Here is a 22,967-nt window from a genome sequence, read left to right as displayed (position 1 = left end):
AGAGCTTGGCCGTGTGAACCGTGGCTGAACGACGGTTCACGCGGGCGGCGGGCGTCACGGCAGCCGCGTCGCGGTCAGGTCCCTGCCGTTCTGGTGCAGCGTCACGCTGCTGGCCTTGCCGTCCGGGCCGAGCGTGAAGGTGGCGCTGGCGGGCACGACCGTCCAGACGGCCTCGGTTTCGCTCTTCGGATAGATCTCGAACCGGGGCTGACCGGTCAGTTGAGCGAAGAGCCGCGCGGTCTCGCGGGTGATCGTGATTATGAACGAAGGCGCGAACGCATAGCGCCCGGTCAGGGCGTCCAGGGCCTTCGGCGACAGGGCCACGACGTTCGGGGGCGGGGGTGGCGCGGGCGGAGTGGCCGCCGCGGCGCCGTCGGCTAGGCGCGGGGCAGGGGTGTTCTGGCCGTTCTGGTGCAGGGTCAGCGCCGTTGCCTTGCCTTCGGCGTCCACGGTGAAGGTCAGTTGAGCGTCGACGACCTTGGCGAAGAACGCGGTGGGGCTTTCGGCGAAGATCTCGACGGGCGGCTGGCCGGTCAGCTGCGCCTGCATGCGCTCGCCATCGCGGAAGATGGTCATGATGGCCTCCGGGGCCAGGGCGTAGCGTCCCGCCAGCTTGTCGAAGGCGGCCGGCGCGATAGGCACGGCGGTTCGGGCCCTAGGGGGCTGCCTTAGCGGCCATCCGGCCAGCAGGTGCAGGCCCAGATTCTCCACGCCGATCACGCTGGCGGTATTGCTGAGCACGACGACGCCCAGCCCGCTGGCGCGGTCGAACCCCACGAAGCTCTGGAAGCCCATGGTGGCCCCGCCGTGGTTGACGATCTCGCCGGCGCCGTTGGGCGCGACATGCCAGCCGAGCGCGACCTGGACCTTGCCGCCGGCCGAACGGCGAGGGACCAGCTGCTCGGCCATGGCCGTCTTCAGCGGCGTGTCGACATAGCCCAGTTCGGCCGCCAGCAGCTTCAGAAGGTCATCCGCCGAAGAGCGCAGGCCGCCCGCCCCGGCCAGGACGGGCAGGTCCCAGTGCGGGGTCGGCGTCAGGTCGCCCGAATGGCCCACCGAAAAGCGCGCCGCGAGCGCCGGCGGCAGGGTGATGGCGGTGTCGGCCATGCCCAGCGGCGCCAGCACTCGTCGGCGCAGCACCGTCTCGTAGTCGCCGCCCGCGCGATAGGCCAGGGCCCGGCCCAGCAGGCCCACTCCCAGATTGGAATATTCGTAGCTGGCGCCGATGTCGCGCGTCAGCGTGTAGCTCCGCAGGAAGGCGTCCAACTGGGCCTCGGTATAGTCGGCGTAGGGATTCTTGGGATCGGTCATGGCCATGTTGCCGGGCAGGCGCGGCAGGCCCGAGGTGTGGGTGGTCAAGTCCAGTAGCGTGATGGCCTTGCCATTGCGGGTCGGCAAAACCACGCCCGGCGGCAGGTGTTTGACGACCGGATCGTCCAGCTTGACCTCGCCGCGCTGGACCATGTCGGCCAGCAGCAGGCCGGTGAAGGCCTTGGTCACCGAGCCGATCTCGAACAGGGTCTTGCCATCGATCGGGTGGTTGTCGGCCGGGTCGCTGACGCCATGGGCGATCACCCGTCGGCCGCGGGCGTCGATCACGCCGACGACCACGCCTCGGTCCATGTGATCGACATCGACCCGCTGGACCAGGATTTGCCGAATGGCCGCGTCGGACAGGCGTTCCGCGGAAGGACTCGCGGGCGTCGGAGCGGTCGCGGGCGTGGACTGGGCGGAGACGCCCCCGGCCAGCGACAGCGTCGCCAGGCAGACGGCGAAAGCCGCCACGATCATCTTGCGCATGTCTTTCCCCGCCGATCCTCAGGTTGCCGAGTTTCGGGCGCTCGCGCGAAGATCGCAAGGGCGGCGTGGCGACTAAGGCTCCAGCGGCGCCTCTATGCCCACGGGGCCGGGGGCGTCGCGGATCATCACGCCCGTGCCGGCCGCCGGAGAGGCCGCCAGCGGCTTCTTGAACAGGCCGCGCCACAGGCTCTGCTCCTCGACCGCGCTGGTCCAGACCGTGCCCTGCATCGCCTGCTCGACGCCGGCGTCGTAGATGCGGCGCATCAGGTCGGTCTCGAACTTCAGCAGGTTGAAGCCTTCGAAGCTGCTCGGGATCGAGGCCACGCTGAGTGGCAGGTTGTGGCGCGAGCAGAAGCCGGCGGCCAGGCTCAAGGCCTGTCGATAAGAGAACCGCAGCATGGTGTCGAAGCTGCGGGCCATGATCGAGGCCACGCCGGGCGGGGTCGACTGGGTCGAGGGATCCAGCACCGTGTTGACGATCACGTGCACCCGGCCGCGCCGGAAGCGGGGCCCCAGGTTGCGCCAGTGCAGCAGGGCGTCGGGCATCAGGAACAGCGGCGCGGCGACGCCGCCGTCGACGTGCATCTCCTGATAGATGTGGTCGTCGGTCTCGACCTCGACCAGCTTGGGCGGGAAGATGCCGGGCACCGAGGACGAGGCCACCAGCAGGGTGCGGAACAGCTTCAGGGCCTCGTCGCCGCCGTGGGTGGCGATCTCGCCCATGTCCCAGACCACGGCGCGCTGGCTGTCGAGATTGGTGGTGGCGATCAGCAGGCGCCGGCCCCTGGCGTGCTCGACGGCGACGGCCTCGACCATCTCCATGTCGACGAAGGTGTCGACCAGGGCGTCCAGCGACTCGCCCTTGAAGATGCTGGGGCCCAGGGCGGGGCCCAGGCGTCGCAGGCTGAGCAGCTCGGCGGCGTGGCCGCCCACATAGGCGTCGGTCAGGCGGTCGTCCCAGGCGGGGCCGAGGAAGGCCAGCGGCGCGATCAGAGCCCCGGTGCTAACTCCGGTGACGATGGCGAAGTCGGGCCGCCGGCCGGCCTTGGTCAGGCCCGCGAGAACACCAGCCCCGTAGGCGCCGCCGGACGCGCCGCCCGACAGGGCCAGGATGTTGAACTCGTCGCGCCCGATCAGCGAGCGCAGCGGGGCCAGGCGGTCGGCGGCCTGGCGCAGCGCGTCGTCGGCCTGGTCGACGGTCAGGCGCACGCCCGGGAAGCCGGCGGCCTGGACCGGACGGTCCGAGGGCGGGGCGGGCAGGCGCTTGCCGCGCAGGGGATCGCTGGCTTTCCAGTCCTTGAAGAAGCCCTGAAGGCTGATCTTGCCGGCGGGATCGCGATCCAAGCTGAACTCTCCGGGGGCGCTTCTAGCGCGCGCTGGCCAGCACCACGCCCACCAGGACGGCCGCGTAGTGCAGGCCGGCGCCGCCGATCACGTGGCCGTGCCAGATGGCGCGGCGGAACTTCAGGCGACGCATCAGGTAGAAGATGGTTCCGGTGGAATAGACGACGCCGCCGATGGCCAGCAGCAGCAGGGCCACCCAGGACAAGCCCTCGATCATCGGCTTGATGGCGACCAGGACCAGCCAGCCCAGGGCCAGGTACAGGCCGACCCAGAAGCGCTTGTCCAGGCCCGGCAGGACGAGCTTGGCGAAGACGCCGACGCCCGCGACGGTCCACACCGCCGAGGTCATGCCGATGGCCCACCAGCCGTGCAGGTTCTGGGTGGTGAAGGGCGTGTACGAGGCGGCGATCATCACGAAGATGCCGGCGTGGTCGAAGCGGCGCAGCAGCGGCCGCCAGCGGGCCTTGGCGAAGTTGTAGGCGGTCGACAGCGACAGCATCAGGATCAGGCCCACGGTGTAGACGCTGACCGCCGCCACCTGCTTCAGGTCGCCCAGGCCGAACGCCAGGCCCAGCAGGATGCCGCCGCCCAGGAGGGCGCAGGCCAGGCCGGCCAGGTGCACCACCAGGTCGGCGCACTTGGCGCCCGCCGTGGGGTAGTGCGTCGCGACCGGCTGTTCGGTGACGACGATGTCGGTCGTGGTGGTGCTCGCAGTCATGGCCCGCCCGTTCGTATGGCAACTACGTCCGAACCCTAGGTTCGTTCCGTGACATATAAGCGGTCATCATCGTGGCGGGGAAAGGGCCTCGGCGACACGATCGTCCAGAAAAAGGAAGAACAAGCCCGTCTAAAAGAAGAGCCCGCGCGCGCCGTCGAACACCAGCTTGCCGCCGACCGCCACCAACAGCACGTAGATGACCTTGTAGAAGCCCTCGGCCGGCACGCGGCGAACGACCCAGACCCCGGCCCAGGTCGAGGCGATGGCCAGCGGCAGCAGCACGCCGGCGGTCATCAGCACCTTGGGCGTGAACTGGCCCAGGGCGATATAGGCGGGCACCTTCATCCAGTTGACGACCGCGAAGAAGATGGCGCTGGTGCCGATGAACGTATCGCGCGCCAGCCGGCGGGGCAGGACGTAGATCTGGAAGGGCGGGCCGCCGGCGTGGGCGATCTGGCTGGTGAAGCCGGCCGCCGCGCCGCAGATCGCGCCCAGCCAGGGTCGGGCCGGACCGACCGCGACCTGTTCGGCGGCCTTGACCGCGCGTTCGGCCCACAGGCGCTGCAGGGCGAAGACGACCGAGATGGCCCCCACCGCCAGCTCGACGGCGGCCTCCCGGACGAAGGCGGCCAGGGCCCAGCCCAGGAAGATCCCCACCGCCGCGGCCGGCAGCATCAGGATCAGCAGCCCCTTGTCCCAGCTTTTGCGGAAGGCCCAGACGCTGACCACGTCCTGGACCAGCAGGATCGGCAGGGTGATCGACGCGGCCATCACCGGCGAGACCGCCAGCGCCATCAGCGGCACGGCCACCACCCCGATGCCGGCGAAACCGCCCTTGGCCAGGCCCAGCAGGATCACGGCGGGGATCGCCACGGCGTAGAACAGCGGATCGGTCAGCATAAGGCCGTGCTTAGCAGCATTTCCTCGTTAGGCCAGGGCGGGACGGGCGCGGCGTTCCAGGCTGAGCGACAGGCCGGCCAGCGCCAGGGCCGACAGCGGCACGGCGGCGGCGATCAGCGGCACGGCCGACAGGCCGGGGCCGTGGGCGATCACCGCCCCGCCCAGCCAGGCGCCGAAGGCGTTGCCCAGGTTGAAGGCGGCGATGTTCAGGCTGGAGGCCAGGCCCTGGCCCGCGCCGCCGGCCTGGCTCAGCACCCGCATCTGCAGCGGCGCGACGGTGGCGAAGGCGGCCGCGCCCAGCAGGAAGGCGGCGACGACCGCCCCAGCCTGGCTGTGGAACGCGAAGGCCGACGCGCCCATGACCAGGGTCAGCAGAGCCAGGGTCCCGACGAGGGCCGCGTTCAGCCCCTTGTCGGCCCAGCGGCCGCCGGCGAGGTTGCCGGCCACCAGACCCGCGCCGAACACCAGCAGGATCGGCGACACGGCTTCCTTCGAGAAACCGGCCAACTCGGTCAGGATCGGCTGGATATAGGTGAAGACCGCGAACACGCCGCCGAAGCCCAGCACGGTCATGAGAAGGCCCAGCTGCACCTGCGGACGGGCCAGGACGGCGAACTCCTCGCGCAGCGGGGCGGGCTCGACCGTCTCCTGGGCCTTGGGCACCAGGGCGGCCAGCACCACGAAGGCCAGGGCGCCGACGCCGGTCACGGCCCAGAAGGCCATCCGCCAGCCGAACGCCAGGCCCAGCCACGCGCCAAATGGCACGCCCAGCAGGGTGGCGATGGTCAGGCCGGTGAACATGATCGAGATCGCCGAGGCCTTGCGCTCGGGCGGGACCAGGCTGACGGCGACCAGCGACCCGACGCCGAAGAAGGTCCCGTGCGCCAGGGCCGTGACCAGGCGCGCGCCCATCAGGACGCCATAGGTCGGGGCGATGGCGGCCAGCGCGTTGCCCAGGGTGAAGATCGCCATCAGCACTAGCAGGGTGGTCTTGCGCGGCAGGCGGCGGGTGGCGAGGGTCAGGACCGGCGCGCCGACGAAGACGCCCAGGGCGTAGCCGGTCATCAGCAGGCCGGCGGCCGGGATCGAGACGCCGAGATCGGCGGAGACCTGGATCAACAGGCCCATGATGATGAATTCGGTGACGCCGATGCCGAAGGCGCCGACGGTCAGGGCATAGAGGGCGAGGGGCATGGCGTCCGGCTCCATGGGCGGCTTGGGCGTATCCGAACGATCAGATAGCGCCGGTCGGTTCGATGAATTAGATTGCGAAGAGGAACTTCACTTGTGACTTGAGGGCACGATGGCGCGCCAGGACATCAACCGCTCCGGCGAGATGGAGGTCTTCGCGCGCGTGGTGGAGGAGGGCGGCTTCACCGCGGCGGCCAAGGCCCTGGGCATGACGCCCTCGGCGGTCAGCAAGCTGGTGGCGCGGCTGGAGGCCCGGCTGGGCTCGCGCCTCGTCGTCCGCTCGACCCGCAAACTGCAGCTGACCGCCGAGGGCCTGACCTTCCATGAGCGCGCCCTGCGCGTGCTGGCCGACCTGGACGAGGCCGAGCGGTCCGTCGCCGCCTGCGCCGCGCCCAGGGGCCGACTGCGGATCAATTCCAACGTGCCGTTTGGCCTGCATCACCTGCTGCCCCTGATCCCGAGATTCACCGCCCTGCACCCCGAGGTGCAGGTCGACGTGACCCTGACGGACCAGGTGATCGATCTCTTGGACGAACGCGCCGAGCTGGCGATCCGCGTGGGGCCGCTGAAGCCGTCGCAGCTGGTGGCCAAGAAGCTGGGCGACAGCCGCATGGCGCTGGTCGCCGCGCCGGACTATCTGGCGCGGCGGGGGACGCCGAAGCATCCCGACGACCTGGCCCATCACGACCTGATCACCTTCAACTTCGCGCGGCATCGCGACGAATGGCCATTCCTGATGGAAGGCGGGCCGGGCGCGGGCGAGCGGACGTGGCTGCCGGCCCGTGGCCGGGCCATGGTCGGCGACGGCGAGAGCGCCGGACGCCTGGCCCTGGCGGGGCAGGGGATCACGCGGCTGTCGATGTTCCATATCGCCGAGGACGTCGCCGCCGGCCGGCTGGTCCCGGTGCTGGAGGCGTTCAATCCCGGCGACGTCGAGACGATCAGCGCCGTCTATGTCGGCCACGCCGGTCCGCTGCCCGCCCGGGTGCGCGCCTTCATCGACTTCCTGGCGGCCGAGGTCGATGTCGACTGGCCGATGGGGCGGGCGCCGGCTTAGCCGTTGAGCGCCCCCTCCGTCACGGCGCGTATTCGCGCCGCGCCACCTCCCCCGCTTCGCGAGGGAGGATGAACGCGCCATCTCCTCCCCCGTGAAACGGGGGAGGTGGCCCGGAGGGCCGGAGGGGGCGCTAAGGCCGCTAGCCCAGCATCACTTCGGCGATCTGCACCGCGTTCAGGGCCGCGCCCTTGCGCAGGTTGTCGCCGACCACGAACAGGGCCAGGCCGGACGCCACGGTCGGGTCCGGGCGGATGCGGCCGACGAACACCGGATCCTGGCCGGTGGCGGCCAGCGGGTTGGGCACGGCCTCGACCACCACGCCGGGCGCGGCGCCCAGCAGCGCCGTGGCCTCGGCGACCGACAGCGGGCGTTCGAACTCGGCGTTGATCGACAGAGAGTGGCCGGTGAACACCGGCACGCGCACGCAGGTGCCCGAGACCGGCAGGCCCGGCAGCTCGAGGATCTTGCGGCTCTCGTCGCGCAGCTTCAGTTCCTCCTCGGTATAGCCGTCCTCGCCCAGCACGTAGTTCAGCGGCACGACGTTGTAGGCCAGCGGCACGGCCCACTTGCGGGCTTCCGGCAGCGGGGCGGCGTCGGGCGACATCGCCAGGCCGTCCAGGTCGCCGGCCGCGCCGGCGCGCAGCTGCTCGGCCAGCACCTGGATGCCCTCCACCCCGCCGCCCGAGGCGGCCTGGTAGGTGCTGACGGTCAGGCGCTTCAGGCCCGCCTTCTCGTGCAGCGGCTTCAGCACCGGCATGGCGGCCATGGTGGTGCAGTTGGGGTTGGCGACGATGCCCTTGGGGATGTTCGAGAGCGCGTGCGGATTGACCTCGGCCACCACCAGCGGGACGTCGGGGTCCGAGCGCCAGGCCGAGCTGTTGTCGATGACCACGGCTCCGGCCGCGGCGGCCTTGGGGGCCAGTTCGCGCGACGTGCCGCCGCCGGCCGAGAAGAACACGATGTCCAGGCCGGCGAAGTCGGCAGTCGAGGCGTCCTCGACCACGATCTCCTGGCCCTTGAAGTCGATCTTGCTCCCGGCCGAGCGGGCCGAGGCGAACAGGCGCAGCTGGGCGACCGGGAAGTCCCGCTCGGCCAGCAGTTCGCGCATCATGCCGCCGACCAGGCCGGTGGCGCCGACGACGCCGACGCGGGGCGGATTGGCGCGGGAAAACTTGAAGCTCACGGTCTTACGTCTCCTTGGGTGCGGAGGCGCGGGGAGCTTGGAGGTCTCTGGTGTGAGAGCCGGCCCCGCGCATCGGCGGGGCTGGTGGGATGCTCGCTAGTTCGCGCACGCACCCGACCACGCCCCGCCGAGGCGGGTCGTTTTCGGGGTAATAATCGTGGTCGGCGCGAATTGCATCGGCGCGGTTGATAGCGAGGAAGCGTGGCCGCGTAAAGGGCGGGGCGGGGAATAATGATGCGGCGGGGGCGAGGGTTGCAGCGCGTGGTGGGCATGATGTGCGCGGGCCTATCAATTCCCCCACCTCCCCGGCGAAAGCCGGGGCCCAGATCGAACCCGCTAACGTCGTCATACTACCGAGGCGGCATGGCGCGCCCACCCAAACCGCTCCGGATGAATCTGGGCCCCGGCGTTCGCCGGGGAGGTGGGTGTTGGGGGCGTTCGTGTGCTCGCGTCCTTCTCCCCCAGAGAAGGAGCCCTCCTTAAATCTCACGGCGAGACGATCGCAGGGCTGATCAGCCCTGCACGCTGCAGCCTCCAAGAGATTTAAGGATCGCACCGACCGAGGCGGTCGGGCGGCGACCCAAGGCGAACGCCCCACGAATCCCTCTCTCCATGAGAGAGGGATTCCGGTCAGCCCACTTGCTGCCCCAGCCGCTCCCAGCCCTCGAAGAACGGGAACCGCTTCGGCCAGAACGCCGCCAACCTCGGATCCGCATCCACCCGCTTCACGACCTCGCTCATCCTCGGCGCGGCCTCGTAGAACCGCACGCGCCTCGGCCCCCAGCGGCTGACCACCGTGACGTAGAGGTCCAGCACCGTCAGCTCATCGCCCAGCAGGTACCGCCCCGGCGTCAGCTGGCTCTCCATCATCCGCCAGCAATCCAGGATCCGCTCGGCCGTCGCCGCCTTGATCCGCGCCTGGACCTCAGGATCCGGCCCGCCCAACCGTGACGGATCGTCCCGTACCCAGAACAGCGAATAGATCGAGGCCGGGATGAAGGTCATCCAGCGCAGGAACTGGGCGCGGGTGGGCGCGTCGATCGCGGGGCCGAGGCGCGCCTCCGGGAACCGGTCGGCCAGCCAGATCAGAATGGCGGCGCTTTCGGTGATGGTCTCGCCTTCGGGCGTGACCAGGGCCGGAATCTGCTTAAGGGGATTGATGGCCGCGACCTTGGCCTTTTCGGCCTCGCCCTCCCAGGTCGGGGCCTCGACGATCTCATAGGGCAGGCCGATCAAGGACATAGCCGCCTCGACCGGCACGCCGCCGGATCCGAGGGCGCTGAACAGACGGTAGGCGGTCATGGGCGACTCCGGCTTATCCACATGCCACTCACAACATCTTGTGTGGGCGCGACGTCGACACCACTAGATGAACGCGAAGGCTTTGATAGGGTGATTGACCTTAGCGCTCTTCGTCGATTCTGCCCCGAGGCCCTGTCATGTCCGCTCCGTCGTCGCTGATCCTGCCTGGCCTGATGACCCCTTCGGGCGGCTATAAGCCGTTCCGCTATCCGTGGGCCTACGACTTCTGGAAGAAGCAGCAGCAGGTCCACTGGATGCCGGAAGAGGTGCCGTTGGGTGAGGACCTCAAGGACTGGGCCGTCAAGCTGAACGACAAGGAACGGAACCTGCTGACGCAGATCTTCCGCTTCTTCACCCAGTCCGACGTCGAGGTGCAGGACAACTACATGGAGCGCTACGGTCGGGTGTTCAAACCGACCGAAGTGAAGATGATGCTGGCCTCGTTCGCGAACATGGAGACAATCCATATCGCGGCCTACGCCCTGCTGCTCGAGACCATCGGCATGCCCGAGACCGAGTTCTCGGCGTTCATGGAATACGAGGCCATGAAGAACAAGCATGACTACATGCAGACCTTCGGCGTCGACTCCAACGCCGACATCTGCCGCACCCTGGCGATGTTCGGGGGCTTCACCGAAGGCCTGCAGCTGTTCGCCTCGTTCGCGATGCTGATGAACTTCCCGCGCTTCAACAAGATGAAGGGCATGGGCCAGATCGTCTCGTGGTCGATCCGCGACGAGAGCCTGCACTGCGACGGCATCATCAAGCTGTACCACGCCTTCAACAAGGAGACGGGCGCGGTGACCAAGGCCGTGGCCGACGACATCGTCGACTGCTGCAAGACCGTGGTGAAGATGGAGGACGCCTTCATCGACCTGGCCTTCGAGGCCGGCGACATCCAGGGCATGACCCCCGACGACATCAAGCAGTACATCCGCTTCATCGCCGACTGGCGTCTGCGCCAGCTGCAGCTGCCGGAAGTGTACGGCGTCAAGGAAAACCCGCTGCCCTGGCTGCAGTCGCTGCTGTCGGGCGTCGAGCACGCCAACTTCTTCGAGGCCCGGGCGACCGAGTACTCCAAGGCCGCGACCAAGGGCCAATGGCACGGCGCCGAGGGTGTCTGGACCAGCTTCGACGAGATGATGAAGAAGCGCTCGGACCTGACGCCGGCGGAATAAACCCTTTCACGAGGGGCGTGGTGAAGGGCGGGATCGGCGGCGGCCGGTCTCGCCCTTCGTCGTTTCGCGGTCAGGCCGGAACGAAGCGGTCCTTGTCGGCCTGGCTGGCGCCGGCGACGAAGCGCCAGGCATCGGGATGGGCGACGAACTTCCCGAGCAACGCCTGGGCGGCGGCCTCGCGGCGCGCGGGGGCGATGTCGGCGTCGGTGTCCAGCTCGATATGGCTGAACGGGACATCGCGCAGCTGGGCCTCGAAGGTGTGCTTGAAGTCCTCGTCGCCGGCATAGGCGAGCGCGACGCGGCCGCGCCAGACGATGTCGAGCAGGCCCGGCGCCGCGCCCGCGGTGAAGGCGATGTGGTGCTCGGCGACCGCGTCGTGGCCCAATAGGTAGATCTGGAACGGTTGGTCGCTTGGCGACCAGTCTGGCGCCAGGGTCTCGACCGGATCGAACGCGAAGGTCCGCCCCGCGAGGGCCATCGGGTCGAAACGGCGAAACGGCGGCTGGTCCAGCCGGATCAGCTGCTCCTCCAGGTAACCCCAGTGGGTGTTGGACAGCGTCGCCTCGCCGTAGTTCAGCCAGACGTCCGGCGATGTCCAGTCGGCGTCATCGTCGGTCTCCACGCCGGGGCCTTCGGCGTCATAGGCCTGGCTTTCCAGATGCAGCAGCAGGCCCACGCCATGGCGCGGATCCAGGGCGGCGCTCAGGACGAAGGCGGCGACGGGGTGTCCGTCGGGCCAGGGGTTGCCGGGAAAGCGGATGCGTCCTCTCACGCTTGGATAGCGCGCGGAGCGATGGAACGTTCAAGTCGCGCGCCTTGCCAAGACGAGGAGGGGTAAGGCCAGCGCCTTGAACCTTGGCCGTTTCCGCCTCGCCGCGGCCCCGCTTCCGACACAACTGAACCGCGATATCGCAGCCTGAGGTTGGGGGCCGTGGGGATGCGGGCATTCAGGCGGCGGCGACGGCTGGTGATCATCGCGGCGGCGTCGCTGGCGCTGCACGTCGTGGTGCTGGTCTGGTTGGCCTGGCCGACCGCGCCGACCCTGCTGGCGATCGGTCCCGACCTGTCCTCGATGTCGGTCGAGCTGCTAAGGCCCGAAAGGCCGACGCCCTCGCCGGCGCGATCCGGCGCGATCCGGAAATCGCCGCTTGCGGACGTGGCCGCACCCGCACCGGTGGCCACGCCAAGGGCTGATCAAGTTCCGCCGGTCGTCTCCGCGCCCGCCGGCGCCGCGCCGACCCCGGCCGTGGGCGCCGTCGCGCCGGACGCTCTGCGCGCCGCTCTCCGCGCCGGAGCCGGCTGCTCGGGGTTGGCGTCCGCCTCACGCGAGGAGCGCGAGGCCTGCGAGGAGAAACTGGGCCGGCTGCGCGCCGGGGCGCCGAGCTACGCGGCGCCGATGGATCCGGGCAAGCGGGCCTATTACGACGCGGTGGCCGCGGCGGGGCCGACGGGCGGAGGCTATGGCGATCCCAAGCCCGGCGCCGCGACGCCGGACGCCGACTATTTTCGCGTCCTCAACTGCTCGATCAAGTTCGGCGCGGGTCGCAAGTCCAAGGACCGCCAGGGCGAAGTGCGCCTGGGGCGCACGCCGTGCTCCATCCCCGTGCAAGGCAGCTTCATCGCGCCCGAGGCCAGCGTCCGCAAGCGCTAGAAATGCGTGACCCGGCCGCCGAGCCGGACTAGGACGGGCCGACCCCCGTCGGAGCTCGCCCATGACCACCCTCGCCCTGATCGGACCCGGCGCCATCGGCGGAACCCTGGCCACGTGGCTGGCCCAGCGCGGCGACCTGGACCTGACCGTCTGCGTCCGCACGCCGTTCGAGCGGCTGGTGCTGGAGACGCCGGACGGCGAGGTGACCGCCACCCCGCGCCTTGTGACCTCGCCAGAAATCCTTGAGGAAAGGGGCCTGGCGCCGGTCGACTGGGTGCTGGTGGCGACCAAGGCCTATGACGACGCGACCGCCGCCCCGTGGCTGAAGACCCTGGTGGGGCCCGACACCAGGGTGGCGGTGATCCGCAACGGCGTCGAACACCGCGAGGCCTTCGCCGGCCGCGTGGCCGACGAGAACCTTGTGCCGGTGATCGTCGACTTTCCCGCCGAGCGGCCCGGGCCGGGCGTCTTCCGCCAGCGGCGCTATGGCTGGATCCGCGTGCCGGAAGGCGCGGCGGGCGAGGCGTTCGTGGCGCTGTTCGAGGGCTGCCCGATCGACGTGGCCACGACCGACGACTTCGTCTCGGTGGCCTGGCGCAAGCTGGCCCTGAACGCGGCCGGGGCGGTCAACGCCATGACCCTGAAGCCCTCGGGCGTGGCCCATGATCCGGGCGCGGCGGCGGTGATGAAGACCCTGGTCGCCGAGTGCGTGGCGGTGGGCCGGGCCGAGGGTGCGACCCTCTCGGATGACATCGGCGAGCAGGTGGTCGAGGGCTACCGCGCCGGGCCGCCGGACATGGTCAATTCGCTGCTGGCCGACCGCGCCGCCGGCCGGCCGATGGAGCTGGACGCCCGCAACGGCGTCATCGTGCGTCGGGGCGAGAAGCATGGGATCGCCACCCCGGCCAACGCGATGATCGTCGCCCTGCTGAACGCGGCCGCGGGGTAGATCGGTTCAATATCTGGAACGGCCCCAAAGCCGCTCATCCCCGCGAAAGCGGGGACCCAAGCGGCGTTGAGAGTTTCTCGCTGACCGCGCCACAGCCGAGAGTCAGCTTGGGTCCCCGCTTTCGCGGGGATGAGCGGCGGTAGGGCGGTCGGAGCCAGCCTTACGGCTGGTACTTCTTCGGGATCGCCTTGACCTCGTCCGGGGTCAGCTTGGTGATCGTCTTGGCGCGGATGGGGGTCGAGAAGCCCATGCCGTCCGAAACCCGCAGGTCCAGGTCCAGCGGGTTGCAGATGCTGTCGCTGCCGCGCACGATCGAGACGAGGTGGGTGCCCGGCCAGGTCAGCTGGTTGGAGCCCCAGGACAGGTCGACGCGATAGACGTCTCGGCCCCGCACCTTCATGTACAGGGTGTCCTTGTCCGGGGCGGTCCAGCCGCGCCAATCGGAGAGGTAGAAGCACTGGCGGGCCGGCTTGACCGCCTTGGTCGGAGCGTCGCCTTGCGCCGCCGAAGCGGCCGTGGCGCTCAGGCCAGCGGCGATGGCGAGCCCGATCAGCGCGGTGCGCGTGACTTGGGTGAGCTTGCTCATGGCGTGGTCGTCCTAAAGGTCCCTCGGATCAAGAGATTGGGCCTCTCCCGGCCCTTGTCAAGTTTTTACTGTACATTTGAAACTGTACACGAAAAGGCCCGCCTCCCAGGGAGAGGCGGGCCTTCTGAAATCGAGGTCTGAAAGGGCTTCAGGCCTTGGCGGTTTCGGCCTCGTCGGGGACGATGTCGTCCAGCTCGCCTTCCCACTTGGCGACCACGGCGGCGGCGACGCTATTGCCGACGACGTTGGTGGCGCTGCGGCCCATGTCCAGCAGGTGGTCGACGCCGAGGACCAGGGCGATCCAGGCGTCGGGCATGCCGAAGTGGGTGAGGGTGGCCATGATCACCACCAGCGAGGCGCGCGGGATGCCGGCGATGCCCTTGGACGTCACCATCAGCAGCGCCAGCATGAAGATCTGCTGCTGGATCGACAGGTGCACGCCATGCGCCTGCAGGATGAACATGGTGGCGAAGGTGCAGTACAGCATCGAGCCGTCGAGATTGAACGAGTAGCCCAGCGGCAGCACGAACGAGACGATGCGGCGGCGCACGCCGACCTTGGGCAGGCCGTCCAGGATGCGCGGATAGGCGGCTTCCGAAGAGGCGGTCGAGAAGGCCAGCAGGGCCGGGTCGCGGATCACGCCGAACAGCGGGATGACCCGCTTGCCGATCACCACGAAGGCGGCCAGGAACAGCAGGCCCCACAGCACGCCCATGGTGGCGTAGAAGCCCAGCACGAACTTGCCGTAGACCACCAGCATCGAGATGCCCTGGGTGGCGATGGAGGCGGCCAGGGCGCAGAAGATGGCCAGCGGGGCCAGCTTCATGACGAAGCTAGTGACCTTCAGCATGATCTGGGCGCCTTGCTCGGCCAGCTCCATGATCTGCGGGGCCTTGTTGTCCAGCGAGGCGACGGCCGTGCCGACGAACAGCGAGAAGACGACGATCTGCAGGATCTCGTTCTTGGCCATGGCGTCGAAGATCGAGGTCGGCACCAGGTGGGTGATGAAGGTCTGCAGGGTGAAGCCTTCGGTCGAGGCCGCCGGCGCCGCCGCGCCGCCCGAGACCGCGTCGCTCAAGACGAGGCCTGCGCCCGGCTGCAGCAGGTGGACCATCAAGAGGCCCAGCAGCAGCGACACGGCCGAGGCGCTGATGAACCAGCCCATGGTCTTGACGCCGATGCGGCCGACCGAGGCGGCGTCCTCCATGTGGGCGATGCCCGCCACCAGGGTGGTGAAGACCAGGGGCGCGATGATCATCTTGATCAGGCGCAGGAACAGATCGGTGCCCAGCTTGAACCACTTGGCGGCCTCGGCCGCGTGGGCGGGATCCAGGAACTGGTTGCAGGCCCAGCCCACGGCGACGCCGAGGACCATGGCCGCCACGATCAGAAAGGCGAAGCGTTTGTTCATTCAGTCCCCCTGGCGCTCCACGCGAGCGTCGACGGCGTATTCTGGTTTACGGAAGGAACGACGCGCGAGAACGCCCGCGCCGCCATTCGCGCCTTCCTTGAGCATTTCCGCCCTTGTGGCCGACCCGGACGGGTTCGTCCATGCTCTTGCGACGGGCTGGTCTGGGTAGTTTCGAGGCAAGCCGCATAAACAGGCTCAGTCTGTAGAGACGGAAGGCCGTTCGACTTCCTCATCTGGATGGATTGGGCGCTAAGTAAGAAATCATTCTCATGGGCGGGCCCGATGTCTCGCCAATGTCGCGAAACGCCGCTATAAGGACCCATGTCAAACCAAGAAAAAGCAATCGCCGTCGTCGAACGGCTCAATGACGAATACGAACGCGCCGTCGACGCTCTCCGGACCGCCCTGCGCGCCTATCTCGAAAATGGAACCCGCCCGGACCCGCAGACGCGGTTCGACGGCACGTTCGCCTATCCCGAGCTGCGGCTGACCTACGACCCCGAGGCCCTGCCGCCCAAGCTGGCCCGCTCGTACGCCCGCGTCAGCCGTCCCGGCGTCTATTCGACGACCGTCACCAAGCCGGCCCAGTTCAAGAACTATCTGGTCGAGCAACTGAGCCTCCTGATGGACGACTTCGAGGTCGAGATCGAGGTCGATCGCTCGCGCCAAGAGATCCCCTATCCCTACGTGCTGGACGCCACCATCGACCTGAACCAGGCCGACGTGCGCAGCGAGGACATCGCCCGCTTCTTCCCGACCACGGACCTGGCCTTCATCGGCGACGAGATCGCCGACGGGGTCTGGAACCCGGCCTTGGAGGAGACGCGGCCGCTGTCGCTGTTCGACGGCCTGCGCACCGACTTCTCGCTGGCGCGGCTCAAGCACTACACCGGCGCCCCGGCCGAGGACGTGCAGCAGTTCATCCTGTTCACGAACTACAACCGCTATGTCGACGAGTTCGTGCGCTGGGGCATCGAGCAGCTGAAGGCGGCGGACAGCCCCTATACGGCCCTGTCCTGCGCTGGCGGCCTGACCATCACCGCCAACACGGCCAATCCAGAACTGGCGGTGGCGGAGTCGACCTGGCGCAAGCACCAGATGCCGGCCTACCACCTGATGGCCCCGGGCGGCTCGGGCGTGACCCTGGTCAATATCGGCGTCGGCCCGTCCAACGCCAAGACCATCTGCGACCACCTGGCGGTGCTGCGTCCGCAGGCCTGGCTGATGATCGGCCACTGCGGCGGCCTGCGCGACACCCAGACCATCGGCGACTACGTCCTTGCCCACGCCTATCTGCGCGACGACCACGTGCTGGACGCGGTGCTGCCGCCCGAGATCCCGGTGCCCTCGATCGCCGAGGTCCAGCGGGCGCTGTACGACGCGTCCAAGGCGATCAGCGGCGACAGCGGCGACCAGCTGAAGCGCCGCCTGCGCACCGGCACCGTCGTCACCACCGACGACCGCAACTGGGAACTGCGCCACAGCCTCTCGGCCCTGCGTTTCAACCAGAGCCGGGCCGTGGCCATCGACATGGAAAGCGCGACCATCTCGGCCCAGGGCTACCGCTTCCGGGTGCCGTACGGGACGCTGCTGTGCGTGTCGGACAAGCCCTTGCATGGCGAGATCAAGCTGCCCGGCCAGGCCAACGCCTTCTACGAGCGGGCGATCAGCCAGCACCTGCAGATCGGCATCATGGCCTGCAAGCTGCTGCACGCCGAAGGGCCCAACCTGCACTCGCGCAAGCTCCGGGCGTTCGACGAGCCGCCGTTCAGGTAAGGACGGCAGGCTCAGCAGGCCCCCACCTGATCGCTTCGCGATCGTCCGCCCCCAGCGGGGGCGGAAGGTGAACCTTCTTCCCCCTCCGGGGGAGGAGGGCCGAAGGCCCGGAGGGGGCAAGTGACTACCCCTCCGCCCAGGCCTTGATCAGCTGGTGGGCGATCGCCAGTGGGGGCGGGGCGAAGAGGCCGTCCTCGAACTCGCCCTTGATCAGCCGCGCGGCCTCTTCCTTGGTGAACCAGCGCACGGCTTCCAGCTCGGTCTGGTCCGGGGCGGCGTCGGCGGTCTCGACGTCGGCCATCAGGCCCATCATCAGCGAGCTGGGCCATGGCCAAGGCTGGCTGGAGTGGTAGCGGACGGCCGTCGCCTTCAGTCCGGCCTCTTCGTGCAGCTCACGGGCGCAAGCCTCCTCGATGGTCTCGCCGGGTTCGATGAAGCCGGCCAGGGCCGAGTACATGCCGGCCGGCCAGGCGGCCTGGCGGCCCAGCAGGCACTTGCCGTCATGGATGGCCAGCATGATCGCCACCGGGTCGGTGCGGGGGAAGTGCTCGGCGTCGCACGCGGGGCAGATGCGCTTCCAGCCGCCGTCGGCCACCTCGGTCTTCTGGCCGCAGGCGCTGCACCAGCGGTGGCGTCGGCGCCATTCGAACATCGACTTGGCCGTGGCCAGGATGCCGGCGTCGGCCTGGGGCATGGTCGCCGCCGCGCCGCGCAGTTCCTCGAACCGGCCCAGGCCCTGCAGCGGCCCCTCGGCCGGGTCCGAGGCCGTGTCGATGTCGACCGCGAACACGGCGATGTCCTTCCACAGCCCCAGATACAGCAGCTTCTCGCTGCCGCCGGCCAGGTCCTGGGCCATGTCGGCCCGCAGATAGGCGATCTGGACACCGGTGGGCTTGCCGTCCTCGCCCAGGATGTCCTCGACCAGCGGCTTGCCGTTCCACAGCGCCACGGCCAGGGATTCGGCGTCGGCCAGCTTTTCGGCGATGAACACCTCGTCGCCGCGACGCTCGCTGTCGCGGTTCAAGGGGTTGCCGGCGAAGGTGTTGGTGATGATCGAGAGGGGCATGAACGAACCTCTAGCGCGAGCGTGATTGTTCGTCACGACGTCGCATGTGCGTCATGCGTCTTGCATCCGCCGCGATGAGTCGCGATATAGGCCTCGGAGATCGGCGCGGACGGAAGCCTCGCCAACCTGGTCAGGGCCGAGAGGCAGCAGCCACAACGAGATCACCTCTGGGTCGCTGTCCGGTCTCCACCTTCCCCCAAATTCAGCGAAATCTGTCAGCAGATGGTCGGTCCGCGCGGGCCGGGTCTTTTGCCGCGCCCTTCGCCCCACTACACTCAGCCCATGGCCGACCACGACGACCTCTCGCCTGATTCCGCGCCGCCGTGGGACGAGGCGCCCGCCGAGCGCGACGAGAACACCGCCGACATCTTCGGCGGCCCCGCGCCCGCGCCCGAAGAGTCGCGTCCTGTCGTCCAGGATCCGCCGCCCGAGACCGGCGACGCCTATACGGTGCTGGCGCGGAAATATCGTCCGCGCACCTTCGAGGACCTGATCGGCCAGGAGGCCATGGTCCGCACCCTGGCCAACGCCTTCGCGACCGGCCGCATCGCCCACGCCTTCATGCTCACCGGTGTGCGCGGCGTCGGCAAGACCACGACCGCGCGCCTGCTGGCCCGCGCGCTCAACTACGAGACCGACACCGTCAAGGGCCCCTCGGTCGACCTGACAACCGAGGGCTACCACTGCCGCGCCATTATCGAGGGCCGGCACATGGACGTGCTGGAACTCGACGCCGCCTCGCGCACCAAGGTCGACGAGATGCGCGAGCTGCTAGACGGGGTGCGCTACGCCCCGGTCGAGGCGCGCTACAAGGTCTACATCATCGACGAAGTGCACATGCTGTCGACGGCGGCGTTCAACGCCCTGCTGAAGACGCTGGAAGAGCCGCCGCCGCACGCCAAGTTCATCTTCGCCACCACCGAGATCCGCAAGGTGCCGGTGACCATCCTGTCGCGCACCCAGCGCTTCGACCTGCGCCGGGTCGAGCCGGACGTGCTGGTCAAGCATTTCGACCGCATCTCGGCCAAGGAAGGCGCGCGGATCGAGATGGACGCCCTGGCCCTGATCGCCCGCGCGGCCGAGGGCTCGGTGCGTGACGGCCTGTCGCTGCTGGACCAGGCCATCGTCCAGACCGATCGCGGCGCGACCGTCACCTCGGCCGTCGTCCGCGACATGCTGGGCCTGGCCGATCGCGGCCAGACCATCGCCCTGTTCGAAAACGTCATGGCCGGCAAGACCAAGGACGCCTTGGAAGGCTTCCGCGCCCTATGGGGCTTCGGGGCCGACCCTGCGGTGGTGATGCTGGACGTGCTGGACCACTGCCACGCCTCGGCGGTGTCCAAGGCCCTGGGGCCAGACGCCCTGTCGATGCCCAAGGAGCAGGCCGCGCGCCTGGCCGCGATCGGGGCTCATACCTCGGCCGGCACGCTGTCGCGGCTGTGGCAGATGCTGCTGAAGGCCCACGACGAGGTGCGCCGCGCGCCCGACGCCATGGCCGCGGCCGAGATGGCGCTGATCCGCCTGTGCTACGCCGCCGACCTGCCCGGTCCGGAAGAGGCGCTGAAGGCTCTGCGCGACGGTTCGCCGATCGGCGGCGGTGGTCCTGGCGGCGGTGTCGCCGCCAATGGGGGAATGGGCGGGGGCGGCTCGGCCGGCGGCGGCGCGACCGCCCACGCCCCGGTGACCATGGCCGCGCCCGGCGCCCAGGCCATGCCGGTGCTGGCCTCGTTCGACGACGTCCTCGCTTTGATCGCCGCCAAGCGCGACATCGGACTGCGGCTGGACGTCGAGCAATATGTCCGCCCGATCAGCTTCCGGCCCGGCGCCATCACCTTCGAGGCCGCCCCCGGAGCGCCCGCCAACCTGGCCGGCCGCCTGGTCCGCGCCCTGAAGGAATATACCGGCCAGCCCTGGTTGGTCGCCGCCGAGGGCGGCGGCGGGGCCGAGAGCCTGATGGAGCGCCAGAAGCGCGAGGAGCGCGAGGCGCTGGAGGAGATCAAGAAGGATCCCTTCGTGTCGTCGGTGCTGTCGGCCTTCCCTGGCGCCGAGATCGTCGAGATCCGCAAGCTGCTCACGCCCGAGACGCCGCCGCTGGAGCCCGACGAGGAAGAGGGATAACGCCCTTCACCCTTGATGGGGGAAGGGTTGGGATGGGGGTGACTGCCGAGGCGGCCGCCGCGCGCTGCATCGACCGCCGCATCACCCCACCCCTACCCCTCCCCATCAAGGGGAGGGGAAATCGACAGAGTTGGAGATTGAGACAATGAAAGACCTCGGCGGCCTGATGAAGCAGGCCCAGGCCATGCAACAGAAGCTGCAGGACGCCCAGGCGCGCCTGGCCGAAAGCACCGTCGAGGGCACCTCGGGCGGCGGCATGGTCACGGTCGTGCTGAAGGGCACGGGCGAGCTGGCCAAGGTGACGCTGGACGAGAGCCTGATCGAGCCGGGCGAGGGCGAGGTGATCGCCGACTTGATCGTCGCCGCCCACGCCGACGCCAAGAAGAAGCTCGACGCCAAGCAGGCCCAGATGATGCAGGACGCCGCCGGCCCGATGGCGGGCCTGATGGGCGGCATGCCTGGGATGAAGTTCTAGGGACCCACCCTTTCCGCTGGAAAGGGATCAAGGAAAAGAATGGCCTCCTCCGCCGGACCCGAGATCGAGCGCCTGATCGCCCTGCTGTCCAAGCTGCCGGGCCTGGGTCCGCGCTCGGGCCGGCGGGCGGCTCTGGCCCTGCTGAAGAAGCGCGACACCTTGCTGGCGCCGCTGGCCCTGGCGATGGCCGAGGCCCAGGCCAAGGTCCGGACCTGCTCGACCTGCGGCTCGCTGGACGTCACCGATCCCTGCGCGATCTGCGCCGACGGCGCGCGCGACCGGCGCCTGCTGTGCGTGGTCGAGGAGGTCGGCTCGGTCTGGGCCATGGAGCGCGGCGGCTCGTTCCGGGGCCGCTATCACGTGCTGGGCGGCCTGTTGTCGGCGCTGGACGGCGTGGGACCCGAAGCCTTGCGGATCGGCGAGCTCGCGGCCCGCGTGGGCGACGGCGAGGTGGCCGAGGTCATCCTGGCCCTGCCGGCCACGGTCGATGGCCAGACGACCGCCCACTACATCGCCGACCGCCTGGCCCGGACCAATGTGCCGGTGACCATGCTGGCGCGCGGCGTGCCGGTCGGCGGCGACCTGGACTGGCTCGACGACGGCACCATCGCCCAGGCGCTGCGCGCTCGGCGACCGGCCTGACGGAAAATCTCCGGACCGTAGCAATCACGCCCTGACAAGACCGCGAAGGCGGTGGCAAGCTCAGCCTCGCCACGCTGGCGATCGTCGCCGTGTGAGCGGAGAGACTTTCCGATGAGCACTCCCCAAGACGAAACCCCCGAGGTCGAGACCGAAGCGCCGCACCCCGCCAAGGTCGGCGTGGTCGATCGTGGCCACAACGTCACCGGCTTCGGCGGTGAACCGATCAGCGGCATGATCGCCGACCTGGCCGACGGCGACGATTGATCCTGCGCGGCGGCGGTCTTTATGCCGCCGCCGACTCCCCCTAAGAACGGAGCATGAACTTCTCTGATCCGTTTCTGATCCTGGCCGTCGTCTTCGCCCTCGCGGCCATCGCCTGCGCCCTGTGGGCGGTCGCCAGCCAGCGCCGCGCCGCCAAGGCCGAGGCCCAGGCCTGGATGCTGAACGAGCGTGTGGCCCAGGCCGAGGAACGCCACCGCCTCCTGGAGGATCAGAGCGCCACCCAGCTCGAACTGATCCGCGCCCAGGCCGCCCAGAGCGCCAACGCCATCGCCGAACAGCTGATCAAGCGCGCCGACGAGAACGCCAAGAGTCGCGACAACCTGGCCCAGGCGCGCCTGGAGGCCCAGCTGAAGCCGGTGGCCGAAACCCTGGCCAAGTTCGAGGCCCAGGTCACCGCGGTCGAGAAGGCCCGCGCCGAAGAGACCGGCGGCCTCAAGGCCCAGATCGCCGCCCTGATGGAGGCCTCGACCGCCACCCAGGCCGAGGCCCGCAAGCTGTCGGCCGCCCTGCGCCGCGGGGCCGGGGTCCAGGGCCGCTGGGGCGAGCAGACCCTGCGCAACGTGCTGGAGGCCGCCGGCCTGAACAGCCGCTTCGACTTCCAGGAGCAGTTCAGCGTCGACAGCGAGGAAGGCCGCCGCCGGCCCGACGTCAAGGTCACCCTGCCGGGCGGCGGGGTGTTCGTGATCGACGCCAAGTGCTCGCTGAACGCCTTCCTCGAGGCCCAGGAGGCGACCGACGAAGGTCTGCGCGAGGCCGCCATGGTCCGCCACGCCGCCAGCGTCCGGTCCCACATGCAGGGCTTGGCGTCCAAGGCCTATTGGGACCAGTTCAACGCCGAGGGCTCGCCCGACTTCGTGGCCATGTTCGTGCCCGGCGACGGCTTCCTGGCCGCCGCCCTGGACCGCCTGCCCGAACTGATGGCGGAAGCCATGGACCGGCGGGTGGTGCTGGTCACGCCCACCACCCTGTTCGCCCTCTGCAAGGCGGTGGCCTATGGCTGGCGGGCCGAGGACCAGGCCAAGAACGCCGCCCGCATCGTCGAGGTCGGCCGCGAGCTCTACAAGCGCGTCTCGGTCATGGGCGCCCATGCCGGGGCCATGGGCAAGGCGCTGGAGAGCGCCGTGGGCAAGTACAACCAGTTCGTCGGCTCGCTGGAGAGTCAGGTCCTGACCCAGGCTCGCCGCTTCGAGGACCTGTCGGTCGATCACGAGGGCAAGGAAATCGCCGAGCCGGCGCCGGTCGAACAGGCCGTCCGTCCGCTCACCAAGTTGGGAACGGCCCAGGCCGGGGCGGGACAATCTCCCACCTTGACGCTCGGAAATGAGACGCCTACCTGAC

The 22,967-nt window shown here is 69.3% G+C and carries 21 protein-coding genes and 1 other RNA gene; 11 read left to right on the top strand and 11 right to left on the bottom strand.

Annotation, left to right across the window (positions count from 1 at the left end):
• Positions 1-54 precede the first annotated feature (54 nt).
• The 5 genes from MZV50_RS24555 to MZV50_RS24535 form a co-directional block, all read right to left on the bottom strand.
• Positions 55-1,800: a serine hydrolase gene (locus tag MZV50_RS24555; protein WP_252631960.1), complete on the bottom strand. Its 1,746-nt coding sequence runs from the start codon at positions 1,798-1,800 to the stop codon at positions 55-57.
• A 72-nt stretch (positions 1,801-1,872) separates the two neighbouring features.
• Positions 1,873-3,144 carry a patatin-like phospholipase family protein gene (locus tag MZV50_RS24550; RefSeq protein ID WP_252631959.1) on the bottom strand — a complete coding sequence of 424 codons (1,272 nt, stop codon included), beginning with the start codon at positions 3,142-3,144 and terminating at the stop codon, positions 1,873-1,875.
• A 22-nt stretch (positions 3,145-3,166) separates the two neighbouring features.
• Positions 3,167-3,862: a PAQR family membrane homeostasis protein TrhA gene (trhA, locus tag MZV50_RS24545; RefSeq protein WP_252631958.1), complete on the bottom strand. Its 696-nt coding sequence runs from the start codon at positions 3,860-3,862 to the stop codon at positions 3,167-3,169.
• Positions 3,863-3,991: 129 nt separating this feature from the next.
• Positions 3,992-4,762: a sulfite exporter TauE/SafE family protein gene (locus tag MZV50_RS24540; protein WP_252631957.1), complete on the bottom strand. Its 771-nt coding sequence runs from the start codon at positions 4,760-4,762 to the stop codon at positions 3,992-3,994.
• A gap of 27 nt (positions 4,763-4,789) precedes the next feature.
• Positions 4,790-5,956, bottom strand: coding sequence for an MFS transporter (locus MZV50_RS24535; RefSeq protein WP_252631956.1), 1,167 nt, complete (start codon positions 5,954-5,956; stop codon positions 4,790-4,792).
• Between the two features lie 109 nt (positions 5,957-6,065).
• Between MZV50_RS24535 and MZV50_RS24530 the strand changes: the two genes are divergently transcribed.
• Positions 6,066-7,010 (top strand): LysR family transcriptional regulator, encoded by a 945-nt coding sequence (locus MZV50_RS24530; RefSeq protein ID WP_252631955.1) that lies wholly within the window; start codon positions 6,066-6,068, stop codon positions 7,008-7,010.
• 139 nt (positions 7,011-7,149) lie between these two features.
• Here the strand turns inward: MZV50_RS24530 and MZV50_RS24525 are convergent, their stop codons facing one another.
• The gene (locus MZV50_RS24525; protein WP_252631954.1) at positions 7,150-8,193 is read right to left on the bottom strand and encodes an aspartate-semialdehyde dehydrogenase; all 1,044 of its coding nucleotides are present in this window, start codon (positions 8,191-8,193) and stop codon (positions 7,150-7,152) included.
• 630 nt (positions 8,194-8,823) lie between these two features.
• On the bottom strand, positions 8,824-9,495 hold the full coding sequence (locus MZV50_RS24520; protein WP_252631953.1) for a glutathione S-transferase family protein: 672 nt from the start codon (positions 9,493-9,495) through the stop codon (positions 8,824-8,826).
• A gap of 137 nt (positions 9,496-9,632) precedes the next feature.
• On the opposite strand from MZV50_RS24520, the gene MZV50_RS24515 reads away from it, so the two are divergent.
• The gene (locus MZV50_RS24515; RefSeq protein WP_252631952.1) at positions 9,633-10,673 is read left to right on the top strand and encodes a ribonucleotide-diphosphate reductase subunit beta; all 1,041 of its coding nucleotides are present in this window, start codon (positions 9,633-9,635) and stop codon (positions 10,671-10,673) included.
• Positions 10,674-10,743: 70 nt separating this feature from the next.
• Here MZV50_RS24515 and MZV50_RS24510 read toward each other — a convergent pair whose 3' ends face one another.
• Positions 10,744-11,445 carry a hypothetical protein gene (locus MZV50_RS24510; RefSeq protein ID WP_252631951.1) on the bottom strand — a complete coding sequence of 234 codons (702 nt, stop codon included), beginning with the start codon at positions 11,443-11,445 and terminating at the stop codon, positions 10,744-10,746.
• A 165-nt stretch (positions 11,446-11,610) separates the two neighbouring features.
• Here MZV50_RS24510 and MZV50_RS24505 point away from each other — a divergent pair, with 165 nt between their 5' ends.
• Both MZV50_RS24505 and MZV50_RS24500 read left to right on the top strand, forming a co-directional pair.
• Positions 11,611-12,324 carry a hypothetical protein gene (locus tag MZV50_RS24505; protein ID WP_252631950.1) on the top strand — a complete coding sequence of 238 codons (714 nt, stop codon included), beginning with the start codon at positions 11,611-11,613 and terminating at the stop codon, positions 12,322-12,324.
• A 61-nt stretch (positions 12,325-12,385) separates the two neighbouring features.
• Positions 12,386-13,273, top strand: coding sequence for a 2-dehydropantoate 2-reductase (locus tag MZV50_RS24500; protein WP_252631949.1), 888 nt, complete (start codon positions 12,386-12,388; stop codon positions 13,271-13,273).
• Positions 13,274-13,433: 160 nt separating this feature from the next.
• On the opposite strand, the gene MZV50_RS24495 is transcribed toward MZV50_RS24500, so the two are convergent.
• Both MZV50_RS24495 and MZV50_RS24490 read right to left on the bottom strand, forming a co-directional pair.
• Complete coding sequence (locus MZV50_RS24495; RefSeq protein ID WP_252631948.1) at positions 13,434-13,859, bottom strand: DUF6491 family protein; 426 nt, start codon at positions 13,857-13,859, stop codon at positions 13,434-13,436.
• A gap of 148 nt (positions 13,860-14,007) precedes the next feature.
• Complete coding sequence (locus MZV50_RS24490) at positions 14,008-15,270, bottom strand: dicarboxylate/amino acid:cation symporter (RefSeq protein ID WP_252631947.1); 1,263 nt, start codon at positions 15,268-15,270, stop codon at positions 14,008-14,010.
• Positions 15,271-15,591: 321 nt separating this feature from the next.
• Between MZV50_RS24490 and MZV50_RS24485 the strand changes: the two genes are divergently transcribed.
• Positions 15,592-17,046, top strand: coding sequence for an AMP nucleosidase (locus tag MZV50_RS24485; protein WP_252631946.1), 1,455 nt, complete (start codon positions 15,592-15,594; stop codon positions 17,044-17,046).
• A 124-nt stretch (positions 17,047-17,170) separates the two neighbouring features.
• Here the strand turns inward: MZV50_RS24485 and nudC are convergent, their stop codons facing one another.
• On the bottom strand, positions 17,171-18,112 hold the full coding sequence (gene nudC, locus MZV50_RS24480) for an NAD(+) diphosphatase (protein WP_252631945.1): 942 nt from the start codon (positions 18,110-18,112) through the stop codon (positions 17,171-17,173).
• A gap of 94 nt (positions 18,113-18,206) precedes the next feature.
• Between nudC and ffs the strand changes: the two genes are divergently transcribed.
• The 6 genes from ffs to rmuC all read left to right on the top strand — a co-directional run bounded on the left by ffs (position 18,207) and on the right by rmuC (position 22,966).
• Positions 18,207-18,304: signal recognition particle sRNA small type (ffs, locus tag MZV50_RS24475), an RNA gene on the top strand.
• Positions 18,305-18,394: 90 nt separating this feature from the next.
• Positions 18,395-20,230, top strand: coding sequence for a DNA polymerase III subunit gamma/tau (locus MZV50_RS24470; RefSeq protein ID WP_252631944.1), 1,836 nt, complete (start codon positions 18,395-18,397; stop codon positions 20,228-20,230).
• Positions 20,231-20,375: 145 nt separating this feature from the next.
• Positions 20,376-20,705 carry a YbaB/EbfC family nucleoid-associated protein gene (locus MZV50_RS24465; protein ID WP_252631943.1) on the top strand — a complete coding sequence of 110 codons (330 nt, stop codon included), beginning with the start codon at positions 20,376-20,378 and terminating at the stop codon, positions 20,703-20,705.
• A 39-nt stretch (positions 20,706-20,744) separates the two neighbouring features.
• The gene (recR, locus tag MZV50_RS24460; RefSeq protein WP_252631942.1) at positions 20,745-21,347 is read left to right on the top strand and encodes a recombination mediator RecR; all 603 of its coding nucleotides are present in this window, start codon (positions 20,745-20,747) and stop codon (positions 21,345-21,347) included.
• 111 nt (positions 21,348-21,458) lie between these two features.
• On the top strand, positions 21,459-21,611 hold the full coding sequence (locus tag MZV50_RS24455) for a hypothetical protein (RefSeq protein ID WP_252631941.1): 153 nt from the start codon (positions 21,459-21,461) through the stop codon (positions 21,609-21,611).
• Positions 21,612-21,664: 53 nt separating this feature from the next.
• Positions 21,665-22,966: a DNA recombination protein RmuC gene (gene rmuC / locus MZV50_RS24450; RefSeq protein WP_252631940.1), complete on the top strand. Its 1,302-nt coding sequence runs from the start codon at positions 21,665-21,667 to the stop codon at positions 22,964-22,966.
• The last annotated feature ends 1 nt before the right edge of the window (position 22,967 follow it).

The sequence above is a fragment of the Caulobacter segnis genome, assembly GCF_023935105.1.
GTDB classification, from domain to species: Bacteria; Pseudomonadota; Alphaproteobacteria; order Caulobacterales; family Caulobacteraceae; genus Caulobacter; species Caulobacter segnis_B.
Note: the sequence above shows the minus strand (reverse complement) of the source record. Positions and strands in the feature narration are given on the sequence as shown.

Bases quoted from the DNA above. Each gene is read 5' to 3' on its own strand.
- nudC (WP_252631945.1), bottom strand. From the start codon at position 18,112: ATGCCCCTCTCGATCATCACCAACACCTTCGCCGGCAACCCCTTGAAC.
- rmuC (WP_252631940.1), top strand. From the start codon at position 21,665: ATGAACTTCTCTGATCCGTTTCTGATCCTGGCCGTCGTCTTCGCCCTC.
- MZV50_RS24505 (WP_252631950.1), top strand. From the start codon at position 11,611: ATGCGGGCATTCAGGCGGCGGCGACGGCTGGTGATCATCGCGGCGGCG.
- MZV50_RS24470 (WP_252631944.1), top strand. From the start codon at position 18,395: ATGGCCGACCACGACGACCTCTCGCCTGATTCCGCGCCGCCGTGGGAC.
- MZV50_RS24485 (WP_252631946.1), top strand. From the start codon at position 15,592: ATGTCAAACCAAGAAAAAGCAATCGCCGTCGTCGAACGGCTCAATGAC.
- recR (WP_252631942.1), top strand. From the start codon at position 20,745: ATGGCCTCCTCCGCCGGACCCGAGATCGAGCGCCTGATCGCCCTGCTG.
- trhA (WP_252631958.1), bottom strand. From the start codon at position 3,862: ATGACTGCGAGCACCACCACGACCGACATCGTCGTCACCGAACAGCCG.
- MZV50_RS24555 (WP_252631960.1), bottom strand. From the start codon at position 1,800: ATGCGCAAGATGATCGTGGCGGCTTTCGCCGTCTGCCTGGCGACGCTG.
- MZV50_RS24495 (WP_252631948.1), bottom strand. From the start codon at position 13,859: ATGAGCAAGCTCACCCAAGTCACGCGCACCGCGCTGATCGGGCTCGCC.
- MZV50_RS24515 (WP_252631952.1), top strand. From the start codon at position 9,633: ATGTCCGCTCCGTCGTCGCTGATCCTGCCTGGCCTGATGACCCCTTCG.
- MZV50_RS24520 (WP_252631953.1), bottom strand. From the start codon at position 9,495: ATGACCGCCTACCGTCTGTTCAGCGCCCTCGGATCCGGCGGCGTGCCG.
- MZV50_RS24530 (WP_252631955.1), top strand. From the start codon at position 6,066: ATGGCGCGCCAGGACATCAACCGCTCCGGCGAGATGGAGGTCTTCGCG.
- MZV50_RS24465 (WP_252631943.1), top strand. From the start codon at position 20,376: ATGAAAGACCTCGGCGGCCTGATGAAGCAGGCCCAGGCCATGCAACAG.
- MZV50_RS24455 (WP_252631941.1), top strand. From the start codon at position 21,459: ATGAGCACTCCCCAAGACGAAACCCCCGAGGTCGAGACCGAAGCGCCG.
- MZV50_RS24500 (WP_252631949.1), top strand. From the start codon at position 12,386: ATGACCACCCTCGCCCTGATCGGACCCGGCGCCATCGGCGGAACCCTG.
- MZV50_RS24540 (WP_252631957.1), bottom strand. From the start codon at position 4,762: ATGCTGACCGATCCGCTGTTCTACGCCGTGGCGATCCCCGCCGTGATC.
- MZV50_RS24535 (WP_252631956.1), bottom strand. From the start codon at position 5,956: ATGCCCCTCGCCCTCTATGCCCTGACCGTCGGCGCCTTCGGCATCGGC.
- MZV50_RS24490 (WP_252631947.1), bottom strand. From the start codon at position 15,270: ATGAACAAACGCTTCGCCTTTCTGATCGTGGCGGCCATGGTCCTCGGC.